The organism is Pseudomonas sp. LPH60, from assembly GCF_030718165.1.
GTDB lineage: Bacteria > Pseudomonadota > Gammaproteobacteria > Pseudomonadales > Pseudomonadaceae > Aquipseudomonas > Aquipseudomonas danubii.
Genome location: NZ_JAVAJH010000001.1, coordinates 793,861 through 817,402, shown reverse-complemented (window position 1 = coordinate 817,402; position 23,542 = coordinate 793,861). Strand labels below are relative to the sequence as shown.

The 23,542-nt window shown below is 57.3% G+C and carries 22 protein-coding genes and 1 pseudogene; 15 read left to right on the top strand and 8 right to left on the bottom strand.

Going from position 1 to position 23,542, the window contains the following annotated elements; genetic code table 11:
• Positions 1-15 precede the first annotated feature (15 nt).
• The 5 genes from Q8O96_RS03695 to Q8O96_RS03675 all read left to right on the top strand — a co-directional run bounded on the left by Q8O96_RS03695 (position 16) and on the right by Q8O96_RS03675 (position 3,297).
• Positions 16-774 (top strand): fimbria/pilus periplasmic chaperone, encoded by a 759-nt coding sequence (locus Q8O96_RS03695; protein ID WP_305948383.1) that lies wholly within the window; start codon positions 16-18, stop codon positions 772-774.
• A 162-nt stretch (positions 775-936) separates the two neighbouring features.
• Positions 937-1,416, top strand: a complete 480-nt coding sequence (locus Q8O96_RS03690; protein WP_250330381.1) for a fimbrial protein — start codon at positions 937-939, stop codon at positions 1,414-1,416.
• A 5-nt stretch (positions 1,417-1,421) separates the two neighbouring features.
• Positions 1,422-1,916 (top strand): fimbrial protein, encoded by a 495-nt coding sequence (locus tag Q8O96_RS03685; protein ID WP_305948382.1) that lies wholly within the window; start codon positions 1,422-1,424, stop codon positions 1,914-1,916.
• Between the two features lie 8 nt (positions 1,917-1,924).
• Complete coding sequence (locus Q8O96_RS03680; RefSeq protein WP_305948381.1) at positions 1,925-2,455, top strand: fimbrial protein; 531 nt, start codon at positions 1,925-1,927, stop codon at positions 2,453-2,455.
• 5 nt (positions 2,456-2,460) lie between these two features.
• Positions 2,461-3,297, top strand: coding sequence for a hypothetical protein (locus tag Q8O96_RS03675; RefSeq protein ID WP_305948380.1), 837 nt, complete (start codon positions 2,461-2,463; stop codon positions 3,295-3,297).
• A gap of 635 nt (positions 3,298-3,932) precedes the next feature.
• Here Q8O96_RS03675 and Q8O96_RS31150 read toward each other — a convergent pair.
• Both Q8O96_RS31150 and Q8O96_RS03665 read right to left on the bottom strand, forming a co-directional pair.
• Positions 3,933-4,133, bottom strand: a pseudogene (locus tag Q8O96_RS31150) (IS5/IS1182 family transposase); the annotation flags it as partial.
• A 157-nt stretch (positions 4,134-4,290) separates the two neighbouring features.
• On the bottom strand, positions 4,291-4,920 hold the full coding sequence (locus Q8O96_RS03665; RefSeq protein ID WP_305948379.1) for a response regulator transcription factor: 630 nt from the start codon (positions 4,918-4,920) through the stop codon (positions 4,291-4,293).
• A 222-nt stretch (positions 4,921-5,142) separates the two neighbouring features.
• Between Q8O96_RS03665 and Q8O96_RS03660 the strand changes: the two genes are divergently transcribed.
• Entirely contained in the window at positions 5,143-6,348 is a 1,206-nt protein-coding gene (locus Q8O96_RS03660) for an EAL domain-containing protein (RefSeq protein WP_207815342.1), read from the top strand.
• Positions 6,349-6,440: 92 nt separating this feature from the next.
• Positions 6,441-10,088: a transporter substrate-binding domain-containing protein gene (locus tag Q8O96_RS03655; protein WP_305948378.1), complete on the top strand. Its 3,648-nt coding sequence runs from the start codon at positions 6,441-6,443 to the stop codon at positions 10,086-10,088.
• 364 nt (positions 10,089-10,452) lie between these two features.
• Here the strand turns inward: Q8O96_RS03655 and Q8O96_RS03650 are convergent, their stop codons facing one another.
• Positions 10,453-10,914, bottom strand: a complete 462-nt coding sequence (locus Q8O96_RS03650; RefSeq protein WP_123393064.1) for a hypothetical protein — start codon at positions 10,912-10,914, stop codon at positions 10,453-10,455.
• 270 nt (positions 10,915-11,184) lie between these two features.
• Here Q8O96_RS03650 and Q8O96_RS03645 point away from each other — a divergent pair, with 270 nt between their 5' ends.
• Positions 11,185-11,613 carry a hypothetical protein gene (locus tag Q8O96_RS03645; protein ID WP_082729224.1) on the top strand — a complete coding sequence of 143 codons (429 nt, stop codon included), beginning with the start codon at positions 11,185-11,187 and terminating at the stop codon, positions 11,611-11,613.
• Positions 11,614-11,765: 152 nt separating this feature from the next.
• Here the strand turns inward: Q8O96_RS03645 and Q8O96_RS03640 are convergent, their stop codons facing one another.
• Positions 11,766-12,155 (bottom strand): MerR family transcriptional regulator, encoded by a 390-nt coding sequence (locus Q8O96_RS03640; RefSeq protein WP_102864217.1) that lies wholly within the window; start codon positions 12,153-12,155, stop codon positions 11,766-11,768.
• A 74-nt stretch (positions 12,156-12,229) separates the two neighbouring features.
• On the opposite strand from Q8O96_RS03640, the gene Q8O96_RS03635 reads away from it, so the two are divergent.
• The 3 genes from Q8O96_RS03635 to Q8O96_RS03625 all read left to right on the top strand — a co-directional run bounded on the left by Q8O96_RS03635 (position 12,230) and on the right by Q8O96_RS03625 (position 15,532).
• Positions 12,230-13,309, top strand: coding sequence for an SDR family oxidoreductase (locus tag Q8O96_RS03635; protein WP_207815352.1), 1,080 nt, complete (start codon positions 12,230-12,232; stop codon positions 13,307-13,309).
• Between the two features lie 421 nt (positions 13,310-13,730).
• Positions 13,731-14,630 carry a DMT family transporter gene (locus tag Q8O96_RS03630; RefSeq protein WP_102864215.1) on the top strand — a complete coding sequence of 300 codons (900 nt, stop codon included), beginning with the start codon at positions 13,731-13,733 and terminating at the stop codon, positions 14,628-14,630.
• Between the two features lie 242 nt (positions 14,631-14,872).
• A complete protein-coding gene (locus Q8O96_RS03625) occupies positions 14,873-15,532 on the top strand; it encodes a hypothetical protein (RefSeq protein ID WP_115582135.1) in 660 nt (219 codons plus the stop codon).
• 269 nt (positions 15,533-15,801) lie between these two features.
• Here the strand turns inward: Q8O96_RS03625 and Q8O96_RS03620 are convergent, their stop codons facing one another.
• Entirely contained in the window at positions 15,802-16,488 is a 687-nt protein-coding gene (locus Q8O96_RS03620; protein WP_305948377.1) for a hypothetical protein, read from the bottom strand.
• Positions 16,485-17,093 carry a TetR family transcriptional regulator gene (locus Q8O96_RS03615; RefSeq protein WP_305948376.1) on the bottom strand — a complete coding sequence of 203 codons (609 nt, stop codon included), beginning with the start codon at positions 17,091-17,093 and terminating at the stop codon, positions 16,485-16,487. Before Q8O96_RS03615 ends, Q8O96_RS03620 begins: the two co-directional genes overlap by 4 nt.
• Before the next feature lie 105 nt (positions 17,094-17,198).
• Here Q8O96_RS03615 and Q8O96_RS03610 point away from each other — a divergent pair, with 105 nt between their 5' ends.
• From Q8O96_RS03610 to Q8O96_RS03595, 4 genes are all read left to right on the top strand, one after another.
• Complete coding sequence (locus tag Q8O96_RS03610; protein ID WP_305948375.1) at positions 17,199-18,713, top strand: 2OG-Fe(II) oxygenase; 1,515 nt, start codon at positions 17,199-17,201, stop codon at positions 18,711-18,713.
• Between the two features lie 241 nt (positions 18,714-18,954).
• Entirely contained in the window at positions 18,955-19,209 is a 255-nt protein-coding gene (locus Q8O96_RS03605; protein ID WP_102864210.1) for a bacteriocin immunity protein, read from the top strand.
• 246 nt (positions 19,210-19,455) lie between these two features.
• Positions 19,456-20,211 carry a DUF4239 domain-containing protein gene (locus Q8O96_RS03600; protein ID WP_102864209.1) on the top strand — a complete coding sequence of 252 codons (756 nt, stop codon included), beginning with the start codon at positions 19,456-19,458 and terminating at the stop codon, positions 20,209-20,211.
• A gap of 446 nt (positions 20,212-20,657) precedes the next feature.
• Positions 20,658-21,194 carry a hypothetical protein gene (locus Q8O96_RS03595; protein ID WP_305948374.1) on the top strand — a complete coding sequence of 179 codons (537 nt, stop codon included), beginning with the start codon at positions 20,658-20,660 and terminating at the stop codon, positions 21,192-21,194.
• 339 nt (positions 21,195-21,533) lie between these two features.
• Here Q8O96_RS03595 and Q8O96_RS03590 read toward each other — a convergent pair whose 3' ends face one another.
• Positions 21,534-22,697 carry a ubiquitin-like protein gene (locus Q8O96_RS03590; RefSeq protein ID WP_305948373.1) on the bottom strand — a complete coding sequence of 388 codons (1,164 nt, stop codon included), beginning with the start codon at positions 22,695-22,697 and terminating at the stop codon, positions 21,534-21,536.
• 442 nt (positions 22,698-23,139) lie between these two features.
• The gene (locus Q8O96_RS03585; protein WP_305948372.1) at positions 23,140-23,436 is read right to left on the bottom strand and encodes a hypothetical protein; all 297 of its coding nucleotides are present in this window, start codon (positions 23,434-23,436) and stop codon (positions 23,140-23,142) included.
• Positions 23,437-23,542 lie beyond the last annotated feature (106 nt).

Sequence of the window (23,542 nt, the reverse complement as noted above, 5' to 3'; positions counted from 1 at the left end):
ACACCAGGTAACTTCATGAAAACTTGCTACAAACGCACCACTTTATCCCTGCTCGCCCTGCTGAGCATTTGCGCGGCGCAAGCCAGCCTGGCCGCCGTATCGCTGGACCGCACTCGGGTAATTTTCACAGGAGGCGAGAAATCGGTCAGCCTCGGCATCAGCAACCAAAACACCCAGTTGCCCTACCTGGCCCAAGCCTGGATCGAAAACGAACAGGCCGAAAAGATCACCAGCCCACTGGTGGTGGTACCGCCAATCCAGCGCCTGGAAGCTGGAGCCAACAGCCAGGTGAAAATCCAGGGGCTGCCGGAGCTGACCCGGTTGCCCCAGGATCGCGAATCGCTGTTCTACTTCAACCTACGCGAGATCCCTCCACGCAGCGACAAACCCAATACGCTGCAAATCGCCCTGCAAACGCGGGTCAAACTGTTCTACCGGCCCGCAGCGATTGCTCCACGGGCCGGCGTCAATGAAGCCCCCTGGCAGGAAAAGCTGACCCTCACCCGCCAGCAGGACCGCTACCTGGTGAACAACCCAACGCCCTATTACGTCACGCTGATCGATGCAGCGCCCGACCTCAAGGCCGACGGAGCAGCCGGCTTCAAGCCACTGATGATCGAACCCAGTGGCCAGCTCGACCTGGGCGTGAGCAGCAAAGTGCTGGGCAACCAGCCAGTGCTGACCTATGTCAATGACTACGGCGGCCGCCCACAGCTGCAGTTCAGCTGCGCAATCAGTACCTGCACTGCCATCCCCGTGGCCAGCAAACGCTGACGTTCAATGACCAGTTCCTGTGAGCGCCGATCATGAAGCCCAGACTCCGTGTATCCCTAGCAGCACGCCTGTGCTGTGCCAGTGTCACCACTCATGCCGTCAGCCCGGGGGCTTTACGCGCCAGCCTCAATGTGAATCTAGCGTATGACTGAGCCCCTCATCATGACGGTCGCACGTCCCGCGTTGCTGGCACTTTTGCTCGGCTGCGGCCCCTTGGCCCAGGCCGTCGAGAGCCGGGTGACGATACAAGGTGTCATCCATGCGGCGATTCCCTGCGTGATCAACAGAGACGCGCCCATTAGCGCCCCTTTTCATGATGTTCAGATTGCAGGCATCGATGGCGACTACAAGACCATTTCCATCGACTACACGCTCGACTGTAGCCGCGCAGCGACCAATGAACTGCGGATACAGGTGCGCGGCAATGGGGCCTTCGACAGTTCGCTGCTGCAGATACCCGGTTACGACAATATCGGTATCGCCCTGAAAAAGGACGGCGACCGGTGGGCACTCAACACCTGGTCCAACTTCGATACGCGCAAGCAGCCCGTGCTGCAAGCCGTGCTGGTCAAACGCGACGCCAGCGAAGTCAAGGCCGGCGCATTCAAGGCCAGTGCAACCCTGGTGGTGGACTATCGATGATCCTCTTGCATCGCACCTTGGCAATCCTTTCAATCACTGCCCTGCCCCTGTCGTGCGTTGACGCGGACAATCTGGTGTTCAGTGGAACCCTGTTGGCACCGCCCGGCTGCATCGTCAGTGACCAGGGCGGCCGAATCAACGTGCGCTTCGCGCAAAACATCGCCGTCAACCGCATCGATGGCGAGCGCTATCGCCAGGCAATCCCCTACCAGATCGATTGCCCGGGAGCCGCCGACACCAACATTACCTGGCACATGCGTTTGACCCTCAAGGGCACGCCCGCGCCTTTCGACACCACTGCGCTGAAAACCTCGGAAAACGATTTGGGTATCAAGGTCCTGCTTGGCGGCACCGCATTGACGCCCAACGAGCCACGAGAAATCGATGTTCGCGCGTCGCCCCCCCCCGTGCTGGAGGCCGTACCGGTAAAGCTCGCTGGCGCGGCATTGCCCAGCACCGAATTTACTGCCTCGGCGCTCTTGATGGCCGAGCTCTATTAGGAGGATCCATGAGCAATTGGGCCATGAACCTGGGCGCCTGGATCGTATGCCTGTGGTTGCCGGCGATCCAGGCGGCAGAAGACAACCTGTACTTTTCTGGCACCTTGGTGAACGAGCCTTGCATGCTCGCCGAAGGGGATAAGTTGATTGAAATAGACTTCAAAAGCGTGATCGACAAGGACCTGTACCTTAACAGCAGGACCAAGGGTCGCCCCATCGAACTGCACCTGCAGAACTGCGATCTGGACGTCGGCAAGCGCATGGTCAGCATCACCTTCAGCGGCAACGAAAGCAGCGAACCACCCGGATTTCTGATGCTGCGAAGCACAACCGTGCAAGGCCTGCTGGTAGGGCTGGAGGCAATGGGTGGCGAACCGCTGCCGCTGAACAAGACCCACCGCATGGGCGAGCTGACTCGTGGTGAAAACCTGATCAGCTTCAATGCCTACCTGCAAGGCGAACCTAAGGTGCTAGCCAATCACACCATCGGACAGGGCAACTTCGAAGCCTCCCTGACCTTCTCCCTTAGTTACGAGTGATCATCATGAAGAAAGCCTATATGGCAGCGCTGCAGGGCGCCCTGGCAACTATGCTGCTGTGGAGTATGTCCGCCCAGTCCAACAACATCGCCATCACCACGACTAAAAGTGAGTATGTTTCAGGGGGGGCACGTTACTACTTCGATGTGACCAGTTGGGATAATCCGTATGCGTCTAGCCCCTGTTCAACGAATGATCCGGCTTACACAGTTTGTGTTGTAAGCCTGAGTGCACGTATTAGGTCGACCTTCAACAGTTCAGCAGCTCATTACGCCACTTGGGAGGTCCCCGTGCGTCGTGACTCTAACATGGGGGAGTTGTTGAGGGATTTGCAGAATAAGGGGTTTCGAATTCCGCTCAGCGGATCAATTTTTGCATCCTCGAAATATACACCCTCTGACCTCTGCATCGGTTTTACTTTTGCGAGAATTGGGCCAGGCATTGGTGGTGCTTTAAATCCCCTTGGTTACTGTCAACCAGTAGCTTTACCAACACTGCAATGCAATGTCACAGGGTATGCTGTGATCGACCACAAGATCCTGATGGACGATGCCGTGGACGGAGCAACCGCCTCGACGCAGATCCAGATGCAATGCCGTGGTCCAGCCAGCGTAACTGTCTCGACGTCCCGGACCGATTCCTACGGCGTACGCCTCAAGAGCGATGGCAGTCTGTACAGCAAGATAACAGTCAATGGCAAGGATGCCACAGCGGGTATCAATGTCCCGATTACACAAGACCTGGCCACACCGCTGACCATTACCTCGACCCTGGTCAAGCGCGGGAACGTTACGCCTGGTCAATTCAGTGGGTCCACAGTAGTAACTATTTCACCACCCTAAGATCACTACATGTACGGACGCCAAGATCGCCAGATATATCTTCATGCCGTGGGACGACAGTTAAGTGAAGTTGAATTTTCCCAACCTTCAGTTTTAGGCTCACTCCGGAGTTCTCAGCAGTTCTAACATAGTGCTTTGCTTTTTCGATCTTCGTCCGCACGACTTCATAGACACTAAAAGTCCACATCTGCGACTGGGCAAAGAGGAAAGTCGAATCTTAGGGAGTTGACATCTCGTTAAACCTGGCTCGCAAGCAGTCATACTCCAGGCCAATTATTGATTCATCAACAATAGTCAGACTGTCAAGATTCATGTCTGTATTGAACAGTGCCAGTAATCTCAGAGCATCCCCGGTGATGCTCCGATCAACTTGTCGCGCAACGGCTCCAAGTCAAAACTCCTGCGTCACGAAGCGTCAATTTCCGAACATCGGCCGACGCATTATGTTTTGCCCGGTATCACGTGTTAAACGCGTAACACGCCCATACCCATCAGCTGGTTTCACAGGACGAACAGCGTCGCCAGATGGCTGTGTTTTAGTCCGCGAGAGCGCACGCTCACCTGACCAAACTGCCGCTTGATCACCCGAAGTGGATGCTCAATCTTGGCCCGCGCCTGCGTTTTCAATATTCGATCTTGGTCGAGCTCGGGGCATGAACAATAGTGATATCAACGATGATGCCTTGGCGCAGAAAGAGCCCCTTTTCCTGCAAATAACCGTTGATGACCACAAGGGTCACGGGCGCCAGTTGGTGCTTTTCTAGCAGGTGCCTGAAGTTCATGATCGTGGCGTCTTCGGGGATCGGCGCGCTCAGCGTCAGACGTGCGAACTGGCGCTTGGGGTAATTTTATAGATGGCTCACAAGAGCGCGGATCGGGAAGTCAGGCGTATTCAGCACATCTGCGGACTTGATCGGAGCATCCACGAGGATGCCCCGATACCCGCAGTTCAAATCGGGTTGCCGAATATCAATGTTGCCGCTTTGCCATCTTTCAGAGAATCAGCCCATGGCGCTTAGCGAACTCTGCCAGGCCAACTTGCGAGCCCTGACCAAGCTTCTGTAACAAGCGAGCCTTGTAGGTGCTGACGGTCTTGTTGCTGAGAAACAGCTTCTCGCTGATGGCCTTGTTGGAATAGCCCTGAGCCAGATACTGCAGCACGATCATTTCCCGATCGGTCAGTGAGCCAATCAGCTCGTTCTCGGACAACTGCTCGGCAGCCGACCTGGACACATCGGTTACCTGGGAAGGATAAAAAGTGTAGCCGGCCAGCACCGCATTCAGCGCCACCACCAGATTGCTCAGGTCTTCTTCCTTGTTGACGAAGCCTCTAGCGCCAAGCTGGATACAGCGCTTGCAAAAGCTTTCGACAGACTGCGATGTCAGTACCAGTACCTCGGTGGGCAAGCCCAGCGCCTTGATCCGGGACAACACCTTGAGGCCATCGAGTTTGGGAATGCCGATATCGAGAATCACCACACTCGGAACATGCTCGCGTACCAGTTCTATTGCATCCAGCCCGTTATCGGTTTCGCCCACCACCTGCATATCGTGCTTTTCCAGCAGAACCTTCACCGCCAATCGAACGACGGGATGATCATCCACTATTAATACGCTGTGCATAATGTCATTTCACCTTATAACTTGCCGCCGGGCAGCAACTGCGAGGGCGCAAACTCCTCGGATTTGACCCGACTTACAAGTGGTTATTGACGATCATTGAAAAATTCAGACGCTCTGATTTTTTCATTAGGAAATTTCCTACAAGACATGAAGATACATCTAATGGCCCCATATCAAATGACTTAAGCAAGATATCCGACGAGTCAACAACACGAGCCAGCAATGCAACACCTGAACGTTCTAGTTTTGGAAGATGAGCCCCTGCAACGCCTGGTTACCATCACTGCGTTAAGGAAGGTGATACCCGTCCAGATTCATGAAGCCATCAGCGGCAGTCAGGCATTGGCACTGTTGGAAAGTTGTGAAGCCATCGACATTGCCATCTGCGATTTGAAAATGCCCGGCATGGACGGCCTGGCTTTCCTTCGTCACGCCAGTCACAGCGGCAAACTGCGCGCGGTCATCCTTTGCAGCCAGATTGATCTGGCGCTGCGCAACACCACCGTGTCCATGATCAAGCGCCTGGGTCTGCATTTTCTCGGAAGCCTGAGCAAACCCTTCAACCTGGAGCGTCTGACCACCTTGCTGAAGCGATACCAGTCCCTGCGGCATGACCTGGCCAGCCCGCTCAAGAGCATTGCGCTGCCCACGCTAGGTGATGTGTTGCGCGGTCTGGACAACGGAGAGTTCGAGCCCTACTACCAACCCAAGGCGGCACTCGATACCGCTGCCGTGCTGGGCGCCGAAGTCCTGGCTCGCTGGAACCACCCACAACTGGGGGTGCTGCCGCCGTCACACTTCCTGAACATCATGGAAGACCACAACCTACTGGATCGACTGTTCTGGCAATTGTTCGATCAAGGTCTGGCGCTGCGGCGCAAACTGGCAAGAAACGACCTACCGCTGAATTTTTCCTTCAACTTGCACCCCTCACAATTATCCTCCGCAACTCTGACTGAATCCGTGACGTCCTTGTTGGCGCTCTTCCAGGTGCCTTCAAGTTGCATCACCTTTGAAATCACCGAAACCTGTGTGATGAGCGCTTCCGCGTACAGCCTGGAAAATATGGTGCGCCTGCGGCTCATGGGCTGCGGTTTGGCCATGGACGATTTCGGCGCCGGCTTCGCGTCTCTGGAACGGCTCTACGAGCTGCCCTTCAACCAAATCAAGTTGGACCGCGACTTCGTGCGCAAGATGAGACATCACCCTGCAAGCAGCGCCATCATCCGCTATACCTTGGCCCTGGCTGGCTCCCTGGGAATGTCAGTGATCATCGAAGGCGTGGAAACCCATGAACAGCAGGAGCAACTATTGAAGTTGGGGGGCTCGATTGCCCAAGGTTTTCTATTTGCCCGCCCCATGCCGGAAAGTCACTTCATCGCCTATTGCAACAAGCCCTCAAGTCCCCCCACTAACGATATAAATTGATAGGCCAAAGCAACCCCCGACAGCTACTATTTTCACTCTGTATTTTCAGCGTTCTCGACTCAACTAAGCCTCCCTCATTTTCTGAAGAGACCATGCACTCACGACTTATCTGGCTACTTGCCTGCTTGGTGACCATTGCCGCTCAGACGGCAGCGGCCCAGCCACCCCTACTGCCCAATACGCTGTATAGCGAGGTGCGCCTCGATCACCAAGAACTGGTACTTGAACAAGAGGACTGGCACTGGCTACGGCATAAGTCGGAGTTGAAAATCGGTGTGGTCGCACAAGAGTCGCCTCCCTTCAATGTCGATTACAACGACAGTCACTACGAAGGCATTACAGCGGACGTCAGTTCATTGATCGGGCAGATGCTCGGAGTCGGCATGACGGTGGTTCCCTTCGCCACCCGAGAACAAGCCCTACAGGCCCTGCAGGCCTCCGCCATCGACTTGATGGGCAGCTACAACAGCCCCGGGCAATCCAGCGATGCCATCAGCTTCACCCGACCGTTCGCCGATGGGCGGTTGGCCTTGTTCAAGCGCAACGCCGAACTGCGCCAGTCCCCGGAAAACCTGGCCGGACTGCGGGTTTCCGTGGTCAAGGAACACAGCGGCGAAGCGCAGGCGCGCTTTCCTCGTGCCCGCTTGATGATCTACCCCACCCATAACGAAGCCATAGCTGCGGCGGCATTTGGCCATGCCGACATGTACCTGGACGATGTACTGAGCGCCTACTTCCAGATCAACCGTTCTTACTACGGCTTCCTCAAGTTCGAGCGCTTCACTGACCTTGACACGGGTGGCTATGGCTATGCGATCAACAAGGACAACGCTCGTCTTCAGCGCATCCTTGATCGAAGCATCGAGGCCATTGGCAAGGAAAAACTGAGCCATCTGAGTCAACGCTGGGTCGGTAGCGGTTTCGTGCCGACCAACGAAAAAATTGTTCTGACTCCAGAAGAGTCACGCTGGATCGGTCGTCACCCGGTGATACGCCTGATCATCAACGATGACTTGGCGCCCGTGGCGTTCTTCGACGCCAACGGGGTGTTCTCCGGAGTTGCCGCCGAACTGCTGGAGATCATCTCGCTGCGCACCGGCCTGCATTTCCAGGTGACTGTGCGTAATGGCGGCTATCCGCAGCAGATTGAAGCCTTGAGCAACTCCGAGGCAGACATGGCCATCATGACGGCTGGCCCGCAGCGCGAGGAAAAGCTACGTTTCACAAGGCCCTTTTTGACCAGCCCTTTTGTCCTGATCACACCCAGCGGCGCGAAAGACAAGGGCCTGACAGCAGAGGACCTGACAGGCAAGCGTCTTGCCATTCCATCAGGTCACGTGACCCTGCAACACGTCCGCGAGCTTTATCCGAGCACGCAATTGATCGAGGCCGGCACCACTCTGGACACCATGAACAAAGTTTATGACGGCAGCGCCGACGCCGCCGTGGTGTCGTTGCCGGCCGCTCGCTACTACATTGTCCGCCTGTTTCACAATCGCCTGAGCATCGCCGACCTGATCCACACCAGTCGGGCAACCGCCAGCTTTGCTCTGCGCCGCAGCGACTCGGAGCTGCAGTCGATTCTCGACAAGGCCCTGCTCAGTCTCCCAGCGGACGATCTGAACGCCATTGCCAACCACTGGCGCTCACCACCGGGCATGAGTGGCGAAACCTGGCGCGACTATGCGCTGCTGATCGCCGAAATCATCGCCGCCGCGGCGCTCCTGCTGTTGCTGACACTGGCCTGGGCCTTCTATCTGCGACGTCGGATCAAGGCCGAGAAAACCCTGAACGACCAGTTGCGCTTCATCGAGACCCTGGCCGAAAACATGCCTCCGGTTCTCTACATTCGTGACATGGACGGCAAGATGCTCTCGTGCAACCGCAGTTACCTGCAGAGTGTCGGCCTGAGCGCCGAGCAGGTTCTGCACAAATCCGTGCAACAGCTGCCCAAGGAGCATTTCTGCGCTGAACCCGACCTGCATCACAGCTACCTGCAAGCCATACGCGACGGTCAGACCATCAGTTCGGTGTACCAGGTCAAGTTGCAGGGCAAGGAGGTCTGGATCGATCACTGGATCCAACCCTTCCAGGACAACAATGGCGTCACCAAAGGCGTTATCTGCGGCTGGCTGGACATCACCAAGCATCGCCACCTGGTCCAGGAGTTGAAAGAGGCGAAGAACCTGGCCGACCAGGCCAGTCGCACCAAGACCACGTTCCTGGCCACCATGAGTCATGAAATCCGCACCCCCATGAACGCGATCATCGGCATTCTGGAACTGGCGCTCAAACGGGCCGACAGCGACCGGATTGAGCGCTCCAGCATCGAAATTGCCTACAGCTCGGCCAAGAGCCTGCTGGAGCTGATCGGCGATATTCTCGACATCGCCCGCATCGAGTCGGGGCGCCTGAGCCTTTCGCCCAAACGCGCCAACCTGCGCGAGCTGGTGGAATCCATAGCCCGTGTGTTCGAAGGTCTGGCACGACAGAAATGCCTGAGCCTCATCCTCGAAATCGACTCCAGCATCAATTGCGATGTGCTGGTAGACGGCATGCGCTTCAAGCAGATTCTGTCCAACCTGATAAGCAACGCCATCAAGTTCACCGAAGCCGGCTTCATTAAAGTGAGCATCAGCGGCGATCTGGTGGAGAACTCGTTGCTACAGGTCAAACTGCGCGTCGAAGATTCAGGGATAGGCATATCTCCTAGTAACCAGCAGCGACTGTTCCAACCTTTTGCCCAAGTCGAACGCAATGTCCTGAACACCGAAGGCACCGGCCTGGGACTGGTGATCTGTCGCTCCCTGTGCGAAATGATGGGCGGCACTGTCTCAATGAACAGCACCCTGGGCCAGGGCACCCAGGTGGAGGTGGATCTTCGCCTTCAAGTGCTGGAGCGCCTGGCCGCCGTAGAACCTGCACCCAGCATCAAGCGACGGCAGATGTACCGCCTGCAGATTCTGGTGGTGGACGACCACCCGGTGAACCGTCAGGTCCTGGGACAGCAACTGGCGTTTCTCGGGCACGACATAGTCGAGGCGGAAAATGGACAACAGGCACTGAAGACCTGGCGCGAGCACGCTCTTGACCTGATCATCACCGACTGCCACATGCCCGTCATGAACGGTGCCGAACTGGCCCGCTCGATTCGTCAGGATGAACGCGACAGCCACCACGAACCGATCGTGATCATCGGCCTGACCGCCGACGCCCAGCCCGAGGAAGTGGAGCGTTGCATCCAGGCCGGAATGAATGACTGCCTGATCAAGCCCATCAGCCTGGATGAACTGGAGGCGCGCCTGTTGGCCCTGGGCCAGGTCGAGGAAGAGGAACGCGCGCCCCTGCCGCCCGAAGAACGCGTCAGCAGCCAATCCCCACAGGTATTCGACCTGGAGTCCCTGCATACCTTGGTGGGCAGCGAGCCGACCATGCTGCAACACATCCTCAGTGAACTGCTCAGCAACAATCGCACCGACCTGCAGACCCTGGAGACACTGCTGCGCGACCAAGCAACAGCGGAGCTGTCCGAGTTGGCGCATCGCATCAAGGGGGCTGCGCGAGTCGTCAAGGGCGAGCAACTGGTGGAGAGCTGCCGGCAATTGGAAGACGCCTGTCAGAGCCCGGACCTGAACATGCCCCTGGTGAGCGACTGTGTTGAGCAGGTTAAACAGGCCATCGTGACCCTTGAACAGCAGCTGCTTGAGCAGTACGACGGATCGGCACCACTTGCCGGGTGATATCGAGGAGAACGCACGGACTGCCCCGCCTCAGCGGGGCCAAGGTGATTTTCAAAGGCGCTGAGCGGCGCTGACCGCGCCAGTGAGTTGACCGCGGCAATGGCAGCAGGCTCGGCCTGCTTGGTGGCCAGGTTTGACTCATTGATCGCGGATTACAAGATGCCCGGTAGCCCCTCAAGAACATAAGCCGCCCCCACTATTGTCCAACCTGCATTGTGTATTAGTCCGGGGTTGTGTTTTGAGCCTTGCGATTAAAATTTCTTATGAACCGATTGCACTATCTTTGTAGTTCTGGCCTAAGTAATGCTGGAGAGATTCTCTCCAGCCATTATTATCTGAGCCCGACAAAAAAACAGAGAATGGCTTAGCTGCGCCCTCCAAGGAATCGATTAAAACTACTAATAAAATCTTTCCTCAGACCCGGCAATATTTTTTTCAGGATCAAAAAGTAAAGATAGATAGGGGTTGGACCATCGCCCTCCTCTTCCCAAACCTCCTCTGTACCATAGCAATAGAGCACACCTCGGATGAAATTTGCAAAATCTTCATCTTCCTTGCGACTTTGCTGCTCCATTTTCCAGAGATCGACAGTGAGCTTCTTTCGAAGTACCTCATCACTTTCGATACGCTCGCGCAAGATGGCCTCTTTCAAGAACGGCACCAACTTTTCCAACTTGCTGGCAGCAATAGTTTTTAATTCACCTCTTTGGATAAGACCCATTAGATAACTAGCGTACTCACGCGTCATCTCGCCATAAGAAACATTCGCATCAAGCAACTGCCCCTCCAGATCATCAAACTCTTTAACTTCTATACTATCAATCATTGTGTGGCTCCATCTTCCATTTCTAGCCTACTCATAACTTGTTTACATGACTTACAGAATGCTTCAAAACGCCATCATTCCTGTGCGTCGTTGATCTGCCACCTTTAGTTAGAGCCTTCAACTCATCGACTGTCTTAACGTTGTATTTTTTCGTAATATTGCTAAGGGCGATTCAGCCCAGCAGCCGGAAGTGGACAACGACCGGCTGCGACACTGCCGTCTCCACTCTCAACCCACGCCCCCCCAAAAAAATACGCCCAAAGGATGGAGATGAAACTCTGGCCCCTCCATGCAGGCACGCGCCGGCCATGGTACGTAAAGCTGCTCTGGATACCGCTGCTGTTTGGGCTGGTCACGCATTGGGACTTCGCGTTGCCAAGGGTGAATGTTCACTACTCCCAAGCCGGCCGGGATGAGCTCAGGTACATCTGGAATGTCCAGGATCGGATTGATAAAGGAGGAATGCTTCCCGGAGGCGGCGCAACCGATCATGGCGTGCTCTTCCCCGACGACGAGTTCTTCATGGAATTTTCCTGGTGGAGCAAGAACACGGGGCGTAATCACTGCATCAGCATCACCCCGCAATGGCCCCATACCCATATCTACCTGAACGCCGACGGCGACATCGACAGGCGAGAAAAGAGCGGAACCGATGTGCAGCGGTTGGCGGAATGTCGATGGGATCGGGCCAAACCTTAGGTCTCCACTACGGCCAGAGCCCTGTGGTAACCAGCACGACCTCCGCTTCCGGCTTGAGCACACAGGAAAGGTGCTGGTTCGGCAGGCCTGTTGCTGTCGACCGCGCATGACGCACTGCTGCGGGGCTACGCCGATGGCTGGATGCGGGCCGCTCAGCTGGAAGCGTCGTTCAACCGCTGCAGCGCAAGTTGCTCGGCAGCACTGGCTTCGAGCTTGGCACGCTCTTCGTCCAGATACCGATAGATGCTTTGGAAGTTGGCGATTTTCTGTTTGATTTCGGCCATCTTTTTTTCAATGAGCTTGGCGCCCTCGGCACAGTCGATCAGCTTGTTGCGCTGCGCATCGAGAATCTCGCCTATTTCCCCCAGGGAAAACCCCATGCTTTGCGCGCGCTGGATAAAGTCCAGGTCCTGCAGTGTTTGCGCGGTGTAAACACGATAGTTGTTCGTTCGTCGCTGCGGTGAGATCAGGCCGATTTGCTCGTAGTAACGCAGCGTATGGCGGCTGGCGCCGCTGCGGGCCTCGATTTCACCAATTTTCATGAAAACACCACTTGACCATAGAGTTGGGTCGATAGTTTACGCTTGGTTTCTCACCTTCAACAAGGAACAGGGAAATGAGCGTGGAGTGCTTTGTCACCGGGGGTACCGGCTTCATCGGTCAACATTTGCTGGCACACCTGAGTGCAAAAGGTCACACCGTTCGGGTGTTGATGCGTCGCCCGGAGCGACTCGCGGCACTGCGGGAGCAAGTCGACCATTTGGGCGGCTGCGCCTCCCGGGTATTGGCCGTGGCCGGCGATCTGGAACGGGATCAGCTCGGGCTGAGTCCTGCCGACCGAGAAGCGTTGAGGCACGCCAGAGTCGTCTTCCACCTGGGTGCCCACTTCGCCTGGGGGCTTACCTTGGAACAGTCTCGTGCGGTGAACGTGGAAGGAGCCAAGCGCGTGGCGCTGCTGGCGGCTGAGCAAAACAGCCGGTTGGTGATGATCGGCGGCTACATGCTGCAAAATCATGAACACCTGCGACGCATCGGCATCGATCCTCACCATCCGCAGCGGACCGATTGGCCTGCGCTTTACCGGCATGTCGGTGGTTACGAGGCGAGTAAGCTGGAAGCGCATTTTGTGACCCTGGAGACCATGTCCGCCAAGGGCGGAGAGCTGACCGTTGTCCACCCCGCGACAGTGTGTGGCCACAGCCGCACGGGGCATATTCTCGACGGCCAGCCGCTGGTGGCGCTGATACGCAACCTGGTGCAGGGAAAGCTCACGGCCGTGCCCGGTACCGCCAGGCACTGGCTGCCACTGGTCACCGTGGACTACCTGGTGGAGCTGATGACGGCGAGTGCTTTTGATCCGGCCATGGCGGGCCAGGAACTGCTGGCGCTGGATGCGCAAACGCCCAACTTGCGAGAAATGTTGGTGCAGGTGGCACAACCTTTGGGCTTGAAGTCTCCCAAGCATCACGTTTCGCTCCGACTGCTGAAGTGGCTACTGAGCATTCCTCCTGTCGCGCGATTCATGAATACCCAGCCCGAAGCCTTGGACTTCATCCAGACCACTCGTTTTGATACCGCGGCCGTCGAGCAATTTGCCAGCAGGCATGGCATAGCCAAACCGGATATACGTCAGTCGTTGCAGCACACTGCAACCTTCGTCAACGCTCTTTGCCTCGCCAAGAGCCAGGCCGGCTGACTGTCCCTTCGGGGCGACACCGGCTGGAGGAGCTTTCCTCGGCTCAGTGATGGGGGCTGATCAACTGGCGAGCGCAACCAGGGTGCTTGCATTCGGCTCTTGTCGGGGCGTGTGGATCCCGTAGAGGGAGTACTCAGTGCATAATCGCCTGCGGCGTGGAGAGCTCGTTTGCCGGACAGCCCATTGCCTAGGCCATCCACTTGGGCAGGACTTTACCGCGCTGCCCGGAAGTGAACGTCCACCTGATCCAGCCACGTTCTCCAGCCTTGCTTGCGGGCATTTCAAGAAGCTCGACAACCTCCAGCTGGGGGATCGAGCTTATGCCCCGATCACGGCTGGGATCTTCGTCCACTCAAACTGTGCGCCGTCGATGCGGGCGGCATTCTATCGAACAACCATTCAGCGACAGGGATCGTCATCGATGCAATCCACTTTCAGCAAAGGCGTCATGTTTGCACTCTGTGCTGCGGCACTGAACGCAACGATCGGTGTACTCAGCAAAGTCCTCATGAATAATGGTTTCACCGCGAGCAGTGTCGCTGTCATCAAGACCCTACTGGGTTGCGTGCTGCTGTCGATCTTGCTGTTTTTCCTCAAGCGCCCGGCGAAATCGAGCCAATGGGTCCAGGCGGCTATCTGCGCCTTCCTTGGCATCTTTGTGCTGTTCCATTTCGAAACCTCCGCCTATCGACACTACGCGGCGGCAGGTGTGGTGGTGGTTCTGATGGCCAGCGCCTCCATTTCCTCGATCATTCTGGGGCGCATTTTTCTCAGGGATCCCATCACCGCGAATGCCACCGTTGGCGCTGCACTGGCCATCGCCGGGATCTCGGTGATATTCGGCGGCGACCTGCAGCAGGGCTTTACCCTGGAAGGTGCGGCGCTTGCCTCCATGGCCGGCTGCGGCTATGGGGCCTTTTCGGTTGCCATGAAGCGCATGGGGGTGTCGGGAGGACTGCATTTCACCCGCCAATTGTTGTTCTTCGGCGGCCTGTACCTGCTGATGCCGGCGGCGGCCGACGGCTTCACGCTGGGCGAACTGTCGCCACTGGCGATCGCCGCCCTGCTGGCGCTGGCCACACTGCCGACAATCCTGGGCTTCTTCTGCACCACCAAGGCCATCGAGTACCTCAAGCCATCCCAAGTGCAAGCGCTGGAGTTGACCGAGCCACTGTTCGCCGCGCTGCTGGCGTTTGTGGCGCTCAATGAAGTTCCCCGTGAAAGCCTGTATGCGGGCGCGGCACTGATCATCCTCGGTCTGTGCTTCTCCAATGAGCTGATTCGCTTGGGCAGCAAAGCCTCGGTGCCTTCTGTCGAATGAGCTATTTGCGGGCCCTGATTGCTTTGGCGGTCGGTGACCTTGAACGGATGGGTCGCGGCTTGCCGGATACCCGGTATTTCCTCGAGAAAATGCACCAGGCCACAACTCTTTCTGCATGGCCGGTACACAGAGAAATCAGCAAGCCGCCCAAAGAACACAGCAGCAACGCCTGCTAAACTCCCGTCCCCCAACCCACTTGAAGATGACCAAAGACTCTGGTCGCCGATTGAAAGGACTCTCCCATGAACAAGCTGATCCTTAGCCTTTTTGCCTCGACACTGGCCCTGTCCGTTGACGTTGCCCATGCTGCCTCCGTGGCCGAAGTCTTCACCGGCGACATGCTGGGCACCAATCAGCGGTACTTTGAATCCGTCGCCGGAATCCCTCGAGAGTCCTTCGGCGATGAGCACAAGTTCAAAGTCCAGGGCTGCAACATCACCGCCACCATAGAAGGCGGCACAGTCAGCAAACTGCGCATGGAGCTGACGCCCAAATGCCAGGCCGACCTGACCCAGTTCGTCGACACCTTCGCCCCCGCTCCCGGCAAGCCGCTCACCGTAGGCGCGTTCACCGAATCGTCCGGTGGCGGCCTGAGCTACAGCGCCAGTTGCCTGAGCATGTGTGGCAACGCCGCCGACCCTTCCGTCTACGCCCACTGGGAAGGCCCCCGCGCCATAGGTTTCAGAGAGGTGCTGCTGGAGGTGGTGCTGGTCTCGGATGCCGCGCTCAGCGCCGCCGACCAATGGGAATCGCAGATGCGCAAAGCAGAAGGCGAAGACTACGTGATGGAAACTCGCTTCAACTGCGACCAGAAATACGACGCCGCGGCGCAGAAGGCCTTTGAAAAGGTGCAGGTCAACGCGGTCACCATCGGCACCGGGCTCAAAGCTTCCGGTTGCTGACAGTCAGCACGAAAAGCCACACAGCAGCCGGAAGTGGATAACGACCGGCTGCGACATCGACAGAACAGAGCGGAACCGATTGGCGGAATGTCGCTGGGATCGGGCCAAGCCTTAGGTCGAAATCACGGGCGCAACGGCAGCCTGTGTGACCGGTAACCATGGTTTTTTGGCCGGCGATGCCCCGTCATCTGTTTGCGGTGACGGGTTGAACTGCAGCGTGACCAGGCACCTGAAAAGGCGAATGCCCCACCTCCGCTGTTGGCTGTTTCTCAGTCGAGACGCGCGATGGCGCGGGCAAGATTGACGCGGGCTTGCTGTTCGAATGCATCGAAGTACGGTGCAGTCGTATAGATGCGCCCGCGTGCCAGGAAGCCTTCCAGGACCTGGCGCCGCTTTCGGCGGTACACAAACAGAGGCACATATCGGTACTCGCGACGGACTTGGCGGTCGTACGCTTCAAACCGTGCGGTCGGTGCCCCAAGGATCGCCAGATCCGTGTCCACCAACACGGCCTCGTCTGCCGACGCTGGAGCGCCGTCGTGTCGCGTCACCATGATCAGGCCGTAAAGCCTGCGGCGGATTTCATCGCCCAGGCCGCTATCACGTGCCACCTCGTCCAGCCATTGCGCACTGCGCAACTCGTTGTCGCTGCGAAGGGGGTCGTATATGGCGTCATGAAACCAAAGTGCAAGGTCGACTTCAGCGGGGGCATGGCAGGCAGCGTTGATGAGCCGGCGCACCTGGAGGCATTCCTGCAAATGCTGGCAGTTGTGGTACGCACGGTGCGGCTCGCGGTAGCGTCGAAGGAGCTCTTCGTAAGTTTCTCGCGGCGGGCAGCCGGCGCCGAGCTCCGCCCAGAGGCGGGCCCAGGCGGCGAAACCCACACCATCAGGCACCTCAGGGGCGCCGTGCGCGCCGACCGGAAAGAGACTGTGCCCTTCTGGCGGTTTGATCATCGCTCCTCCTGTGTATCAATGTAACGCTCCACCCAATCGATCAACGTCGGTGCGGCGAAGGCTGTCGGCAGCAGTGGCCGCGCCGTGGTGGACAGCGTGAACGCCCCCTGGATAAAGCATGTAATGCCCGCCACCAGCGCGTCGAGCCCTCGGACGCGGCGTTCGCGTTCGGCGAATCGCTGCCGGAGCAGGCCCTTGAGAAGCTTCATCTGCGCCGCTAGCACAGCCTGATAGACCTCACGCACGTCTGGGTCGTGGGCCGATTGCTCGCCGATCATCACCCACGCCGCCACCGCATCGGGCTGCGCGTCCGAACCGTAGGCCAGGTGTGCTGCAATATAGGCTTGAAGCCTTTGCTCGGCCGTCTGGGCCTCAGCGGCCCGGGCCTCGTAGCGCTGACGGGCGTAGCCGGCCAGTGAGTCGACCAGTGCCACCAAGATCTCGCGCTTGTCCTTGAAGTGGTAGTGCACCAGGCCAGGCGCCAGCTCCGCGTGCCGGGCGATGGCCGCTATGGTTGCACCCGCGTAGCCGGCCTTGGCCATGACGGCCTGGAGTGCCGCCACAATCTGGCCGCGTCTTTCATCAGTGTTCGAGCGCCGTGCCATGTCACCTTCCCAATGTTGGTTGCGCGACCAGCTTAGCATTGACATCGACCCCGTCGCACCCTAGCTTTCCAAATATTGGTTATCAGACCAACTTTGGAGATCACGATGAATTCCTTCGCTGAACAACTGGTGGCCGGGGCGACTGCTCCGTCGGCCTCGGTCGAACTACCGCTGGGTGACCGCGTGCGCTGTGTGCTGGTCCACGCGTTCCTTTCGGCCAGCGAGTGCGAAGCGTTGATAGAAGCCACGCAGAAGTGCGGGTTCGCCAGCTCAGGGTCTGACTACCCGTCCTCGTACCGCGATAATGACCGCATCGTCACAGACGACCCGGCTCTGGCTGGTCGACTCTTCGAGCGTTTGAAGCACTGCGCCTTGCGGATACCGAGGCTGGGGACGGTGATCGATGAGGATGGGTGGCGTCTGGTCGGCATCAATGAGCGGCTGCGCTTCTGCCGCTACCGGCCCGGCACCCAGTTCCGTGCCCATCAGGATGGTGTACACCATCGCCAGCGCCAGCAGTCACGCCTGACCTTCATGATTTATCTTAACGACGATGCATTCAGCGGCGGAGAGACCGTGTTCTTCGAGGGGCGGTCCGCAGCCATGTCGAACCGGAATTCCACGCTCAGGCTGCGCCCCCGAAAGGGCAGCCTGATCGTATTCGACCACACCCTCTGGCATGCCGGCGCCTTAGTGGACGCAGGCCAAAAATACATCATGCGCAGTGACCTGATGTACGAGCCCCAGCATACCTTGCACGTCGACGGTCCCTTCCAGCCGGGCCACCACGGGTACGTATGGGCGCTTGCCGACCTGGGCGACAGGGGCTTGGCAAGCGCCGGGCGTGACGCAACCATCCGGCTGTGGGATCGCGAGGGCCGCTGCCTGGGTCAGCTTGACGGACATACACAATCCATTCTGGGTCTGGTGGAAGTGGCGCCTGGCGAGCTGGTTTCTCACTCGCGGGACCGTACGATCCGGCATTGGTCCTTGGCGAGCGGCAAGTCAAGGTTGGTCGGCACATCGGATTCGGCCGTCCTGTCCTCGGCAAGGTTAGGCGCTGGCCGCTTCGTGACCGGGGCTGCTGACGGTCGCCTGACAGTCTGGAACCTGGCGACAGGTGCCGCGGACCGGCGTCAGGCCCACGCCTGCTGGGTCTGGGCGATCGCACCTACGGGCGACGGCGGTTTCGCCAGCGCATCGGAGGACGGAACCGTCAGGCTGTGGCAACCCCAGGAGCGGGACTGCGTACAAGTGCTCGATCTGGGCCGCCCCCTGAGGACGCTGGCGAGCTGGATCGACGCCGATGGCAGCGTCACCTTGGCCGCTGGTGATCTCGACGGCGCGGTGCACCTGCTAGCGACCGAACCGAGGCTGGCGCTCCTGGATTGCCTGGCCGCTCATGACGGGCCGGTCCGGCGCGTGCGCTTCGAGGCGCGACACATACTGCTGACCTGCGGCGAGGATGGATTCGTCAGACGCTGGAACCTGCCCTCACGGCAGGGGGCGATCATCGGCTCACACGACAACTTTGCAACCGATGTGCTCCCCACCCGCGCCGGTCGCTGGATCAGTTGTGGGTATGACGGCCGGATATTGGTGCATGGCGACAAGGGCTAGGACGCCCTACCCCTGCACCACCCAATACCCGTGCTTTCGAGCGCACATACCGCACCGAGAACCAAGACCGCGGCCTATCATGTGGCCCGATCAATGGCCGGACAGGCCGTGGCCAAGGGTGCAGTCAGCACCGTTGCGGGTTTAGCGGCTACGGGTGGAGTTTCCAGCATGACGGCAGAAAGCTTGAGGGTTAAAAACCCACAAAATCACATTAATCTTCACAAGAAAAAATAGGCACAACATGGAAGATACTTCTGATTTTACCGAAGCCGAATTCATTTCCTTCGTCAAAAACATACGGGTCGTCAACAAGGGCGGGACGGACGATGAGCTGGGTGAGTTACTTGAAAAGTTCAGCAGACTCGCAGGCCATCCAGATGGCTACGACCTGATTTTCCACCCTGAACTCGGTGCGGATAACTCCGCCGAGGGAGTTACTAAAACAGTGAAGGAATGGCGGAAAGCCCAGGGACTGCCGGGATTCAAGAACGACTGATTGAAGCGCTTACCTACATAAAGAGACACGCTCATCGTTAAAAACGGCCATAAGCAGACGGTCGTGATCTGTTGCCTCTAAGGATTGGCAGAACTCGACCAGTATCTACCGATGATCAGCGCTGGCGTTAAAACCAATATGGGGGGCATTCCCGGAGTGCAACCGCAGTATCTACCGAGCAGAATTCGCAGAGAACCCCCACGGTCTATCCTTCAAGACTTGACTCCAATTGATCAGGGCTGATGTATGAACTCTCTCTGGATCGCACTGGCCATTTTTGGGTGCCTCGTTGCTGCCTCGCTTCTCATGATGCAGTGGTACCCAAAGCTGGCATCCCACCACAGGGATGAAGACACCAACTCCGTAATTCGTCTAGTAGCCAACATTTTTGTGGTTATGACATCGCTGGTCTTTGGTTTGATGATCAATTCTGCCAAAAACACTTTCGAGTCCATTGATGCAAACTTCCATGGGTATGCAACCAGCATGATCATTTTTGATCGGACACTGAGGGGCTATGGCGATGCGGCACAAGACACGCGAAACCGTCTGATCATCTATCTTGAGCGCGCTATCGAGACCCCGTATCGGGGAGACGAGGCGCTGCAGCATCGTAACAGCGAGGCGGCTAAACACCTGGATGATATAGGCAAGTCTTTGGCTCTTATAAAGCCCCCGGACCGCTACCATGAAACGATGCTTCAGGATATTCGTCAGCAGTATCATTCGCTCATCGAGCAACGCTGGAGGATCGTAGAGCAGTCAGAGGGCGCGATTCCTGGTCCGCTTATTGGGATGCTTGCTGCCTGGTTGACGCTCATTTTCGCCAGTTTTGGATACCGCGCTCCCCGTAATTCGATGGTGATAGGAATGTTCATCATCTCGTCATTGCTCATTGCGGCTTCCGTTTACCTTGTTTTGGACATGGACGTGCCATTTCATGGTCCTATCCAGATATCCGACGAGCCCCTGCGCAGGGCGCTCGCAGTAATGCAGCTCTAGGGGCGCGTAAAGCCCTGGCGTTCTGATTCGCGGCCTCGAGGCGGACCAAGCCGAAGTCCGCTTCTGGCCGGTAGCTGCCTTTCGCTAAGGGTCGCTATGGGTCGATAGCTGTCTCCCGTGAATGTCTGCTTTTGGCTGTGGATTCAACCGGTCGATGCAACAGATTGGCTAAATCGTTCAGCGGACGTTTAGGCTAGAGAAATAAATCTGTCCGTGTCTCTTGGGGCGACCACTACAGTTCAGCTTTCATGTAGAAACGCGGGATTCGATTTTTACCTGGGCTCTTCACACCGCCTGGGCCGGAAGCAGACAGCTGTCGAGATAGGGTTCGGTAGCCGAGTTAAAGGGCCTCATTGCCTTTCTGCGCCTTTGGCCAACAGGTCGCTGGTATGATCCGCGTCCGGAGCCGCCTGCTGGAGGCGGTGTGTTTGAGCACAGGAAGTCCCATGAAAAGAATGCTGTTCGGTGTGTGTCTGCTATCACTGGCCGGTTGTGTCAGCTCGCCCGATACCTCCTTCACCCAGGCCACCCCAGGTTGTAAAGCGGCCACCGCTGAGGTCAATGGGAAACCGGTCACCACGCAGTTCTGCATCAAGACCATCGCCTTCAAACCCTCACAATACCGAGTCACTGTTAACGACCAGGTGCTGTTCACCGGTACTGACTACCAACGCGTCGCCTTTACCAAAACCATCAAGGAAGGTCCGGCCAAGGGCACATGCAACGAGCTGATCGAGTTGCAGGGCTCCGGCTCGACAACAGTGCCATTGAACGAATTGCCCAGCGAATTGGTGGCAGGCTGCCAGATCACAAAAGACGCGGCCGGTAACGCCCAAGCCTTCAGCAAAGACGACGCCTGCGACAAGGTGTTCTACAAGTCGCTGGCGCCGTTGCTGGGCAAAGTGATGCCGGTTGAAGTGGCCCGCCAGTGCAGTGTGATGGTGAGTGAGCAGACCGTGTTTGACCAACACTTCAACTTTTAGAAAAAAGCACTGGAGCACAGGCAGGACAGCGGACACAGAGCCGATCGCTGGAAAGCATCCCGCTCAAGCAAAAAGGCGACGCATTGCGTCGCCTTTTTTGTTGCTTCATTACTCAACCAGGGGTCAGGCAGGATCAGCCTGCCTCAAGGTTCTATCACCCGGGGTACGCAACAGATCGAAGCCATCACCGAGCAACAGGCCGATGGCAAAGCGGATCTGTGAGAGGTCCTGCGGGCCAGAAGCGCAGTCAAGGATTTCCAGCAGTAGGAAAAAAATCTGTCCCGCTTTCCTTCATGGCAAAGGTTTTGGGGCTAGAAGTGACGATTCATCGCGGCCGTATCAGAACGAACCTGTCCAACTCATTGCCACCCAGCGTGCTGGCTGCTGCCCCTCATTGGTGGCATTGAGCAAGAACATCAACCGACTATCTAGCATCAACCACGCGACTCCGAGCTGGCCGCGCATCCAGGCTCGGTCGCTTTGCTCTGGGTCCAGACGAAAATGCTGCGTCCACCAATAGGCGTCTATCGGGTCAGCATCATCATGAACACGGCGAACCCCTTCAATACCGGCGAGCAACTCAAGGTGATCCGCTAACAGGTACTTGCCATTCATCCCGAACCGAAGCTCAGAAATGCTGTGATTGCGTTCACCCAGCGACATGGCCTGACTACCACCGGCCTCGTCATAGGATGAAACTCGCGTTTGCACATAGTTCAAGTCTGCATAGGGTGAGAGCTCCACGCCCATGGGGCGCCAGAGAGCTTCCCAGTCCAACCGGGTACGCAACGCCACGGTATCGACTCCTGGAGTGGCGCTTGAGCCCTCATCCCCTGAAAGTGTCGAATAACCACGGCGAATGTCAGCATCGCCATGGTTGTAATACGCGGTCAGAGTCGACCAAAGATCGGGAGACAGCGCGGTCACTGGCGCGATGAACTCCACCAACAGGTAGGATCCTTGCTCTTTGATGGCATTCGCCCCTCCAGAGCTGTCGCGTACACGGCTTTTGCCCACCGCAAGCCCCAGTTGCGCGCCGCTTTCCGTAAGACGCTGGCACCCTCCGACCTCAGCAACCCCAACCGAGCTACCGGCACCGCCGAGGTCATCCCCGCCCCAATCTCCGGCTAGCCAAGCGCAATTTTGCTTGCCGGAGGCAACACGAAAATCCAGGGGGTGCCCGTGGTTTCCACTCAGTACTAAAACAGCGGAGTTCACTGCGAGTTTTGACACGTCGCTCGCCTGCCGGGCAAGTCCATCCAGCCCACTAGGCTGCAATACGATCTGCACCATCACCAGGTGAAGCGTCGAGTCTTTTGCAATGTTGTAATCCGAAAGAGTTCGGCCATCCTCCAGGGTTTTTCCGGCAAACCTCAGCGTCTGCTTGTCGGGAGGAATGCCTTCTTTATCCTGAATCTTGGCTTTGACATTCTCGAGCGTGTCACTAGCTTCAACGTCCAACGTGATGGTCTTGCCAGTGAGGGTCTTGACGAATATCTGCATGGCAAATGCGGGTGTGGTTACACCACATGCCAGCACTAGCAACAAGGCACGAACAAGCAGGGGAACTCTAACGATAGGTAGCGACACAAAAGATACCGACTCTGTAAAAAAGCCGGCGATAGTAGCACGGTAATATCACCTGAACAGCCACTCCCCCCTCAGTGAATCGCAGCTGGTTGCATACATACCTTCGGAGCTCATAGCGAAGCTACAGATCCAGCGTACTCATCTGACAGGACCTTGCGCCCGCGTCCGCTTTTGGACGAAAACAGCCCACCACGAAAAAGCTTTTCAACCCATAGCTTTCATTGAATGAAGGTCACGAAGCTGGTTTCAATTTCGACGCATGCTGGCGGGAGCGTATTGACCAGCATGACGGCATCGTCGCCCTGGTTAAGAAAAATCAGGAAGTCCCCGGACTCAAACTCGATCCTAAATCCGACTAGCCGAGATACCTGCCATTGAGGGCATCGAGAACGCCCTTGAGCTCGAGAACTTTCTCGCCTTCAAGGTGGGACGCTGATAACGCTGCAAGGAGGTTTTCCCTTTTCCAGGCACAGGTCACGCCAGGCTCTATCTCGAAGGAAACAGGCGTGTTGATAGGGTATATGTCAGCCCCAACACTCTCACCATCACTCAAGAGGTACATGGATATCACCTCTTGCCCGCCGAAATGCCATTCAATAGAGCCTACATATCCCAGACTCCTTTCCCCGTTGAAATAGTACTGGTCATGCATCAGCGCGCTCAGTCGCTTACCCACCAGCAAACGTGCCGTGTGCAAGTCTTGGGCTGCTCTGGTATGAGAAAAGCAATAGCGGCTATCCATTAAGCACCTCATGTAC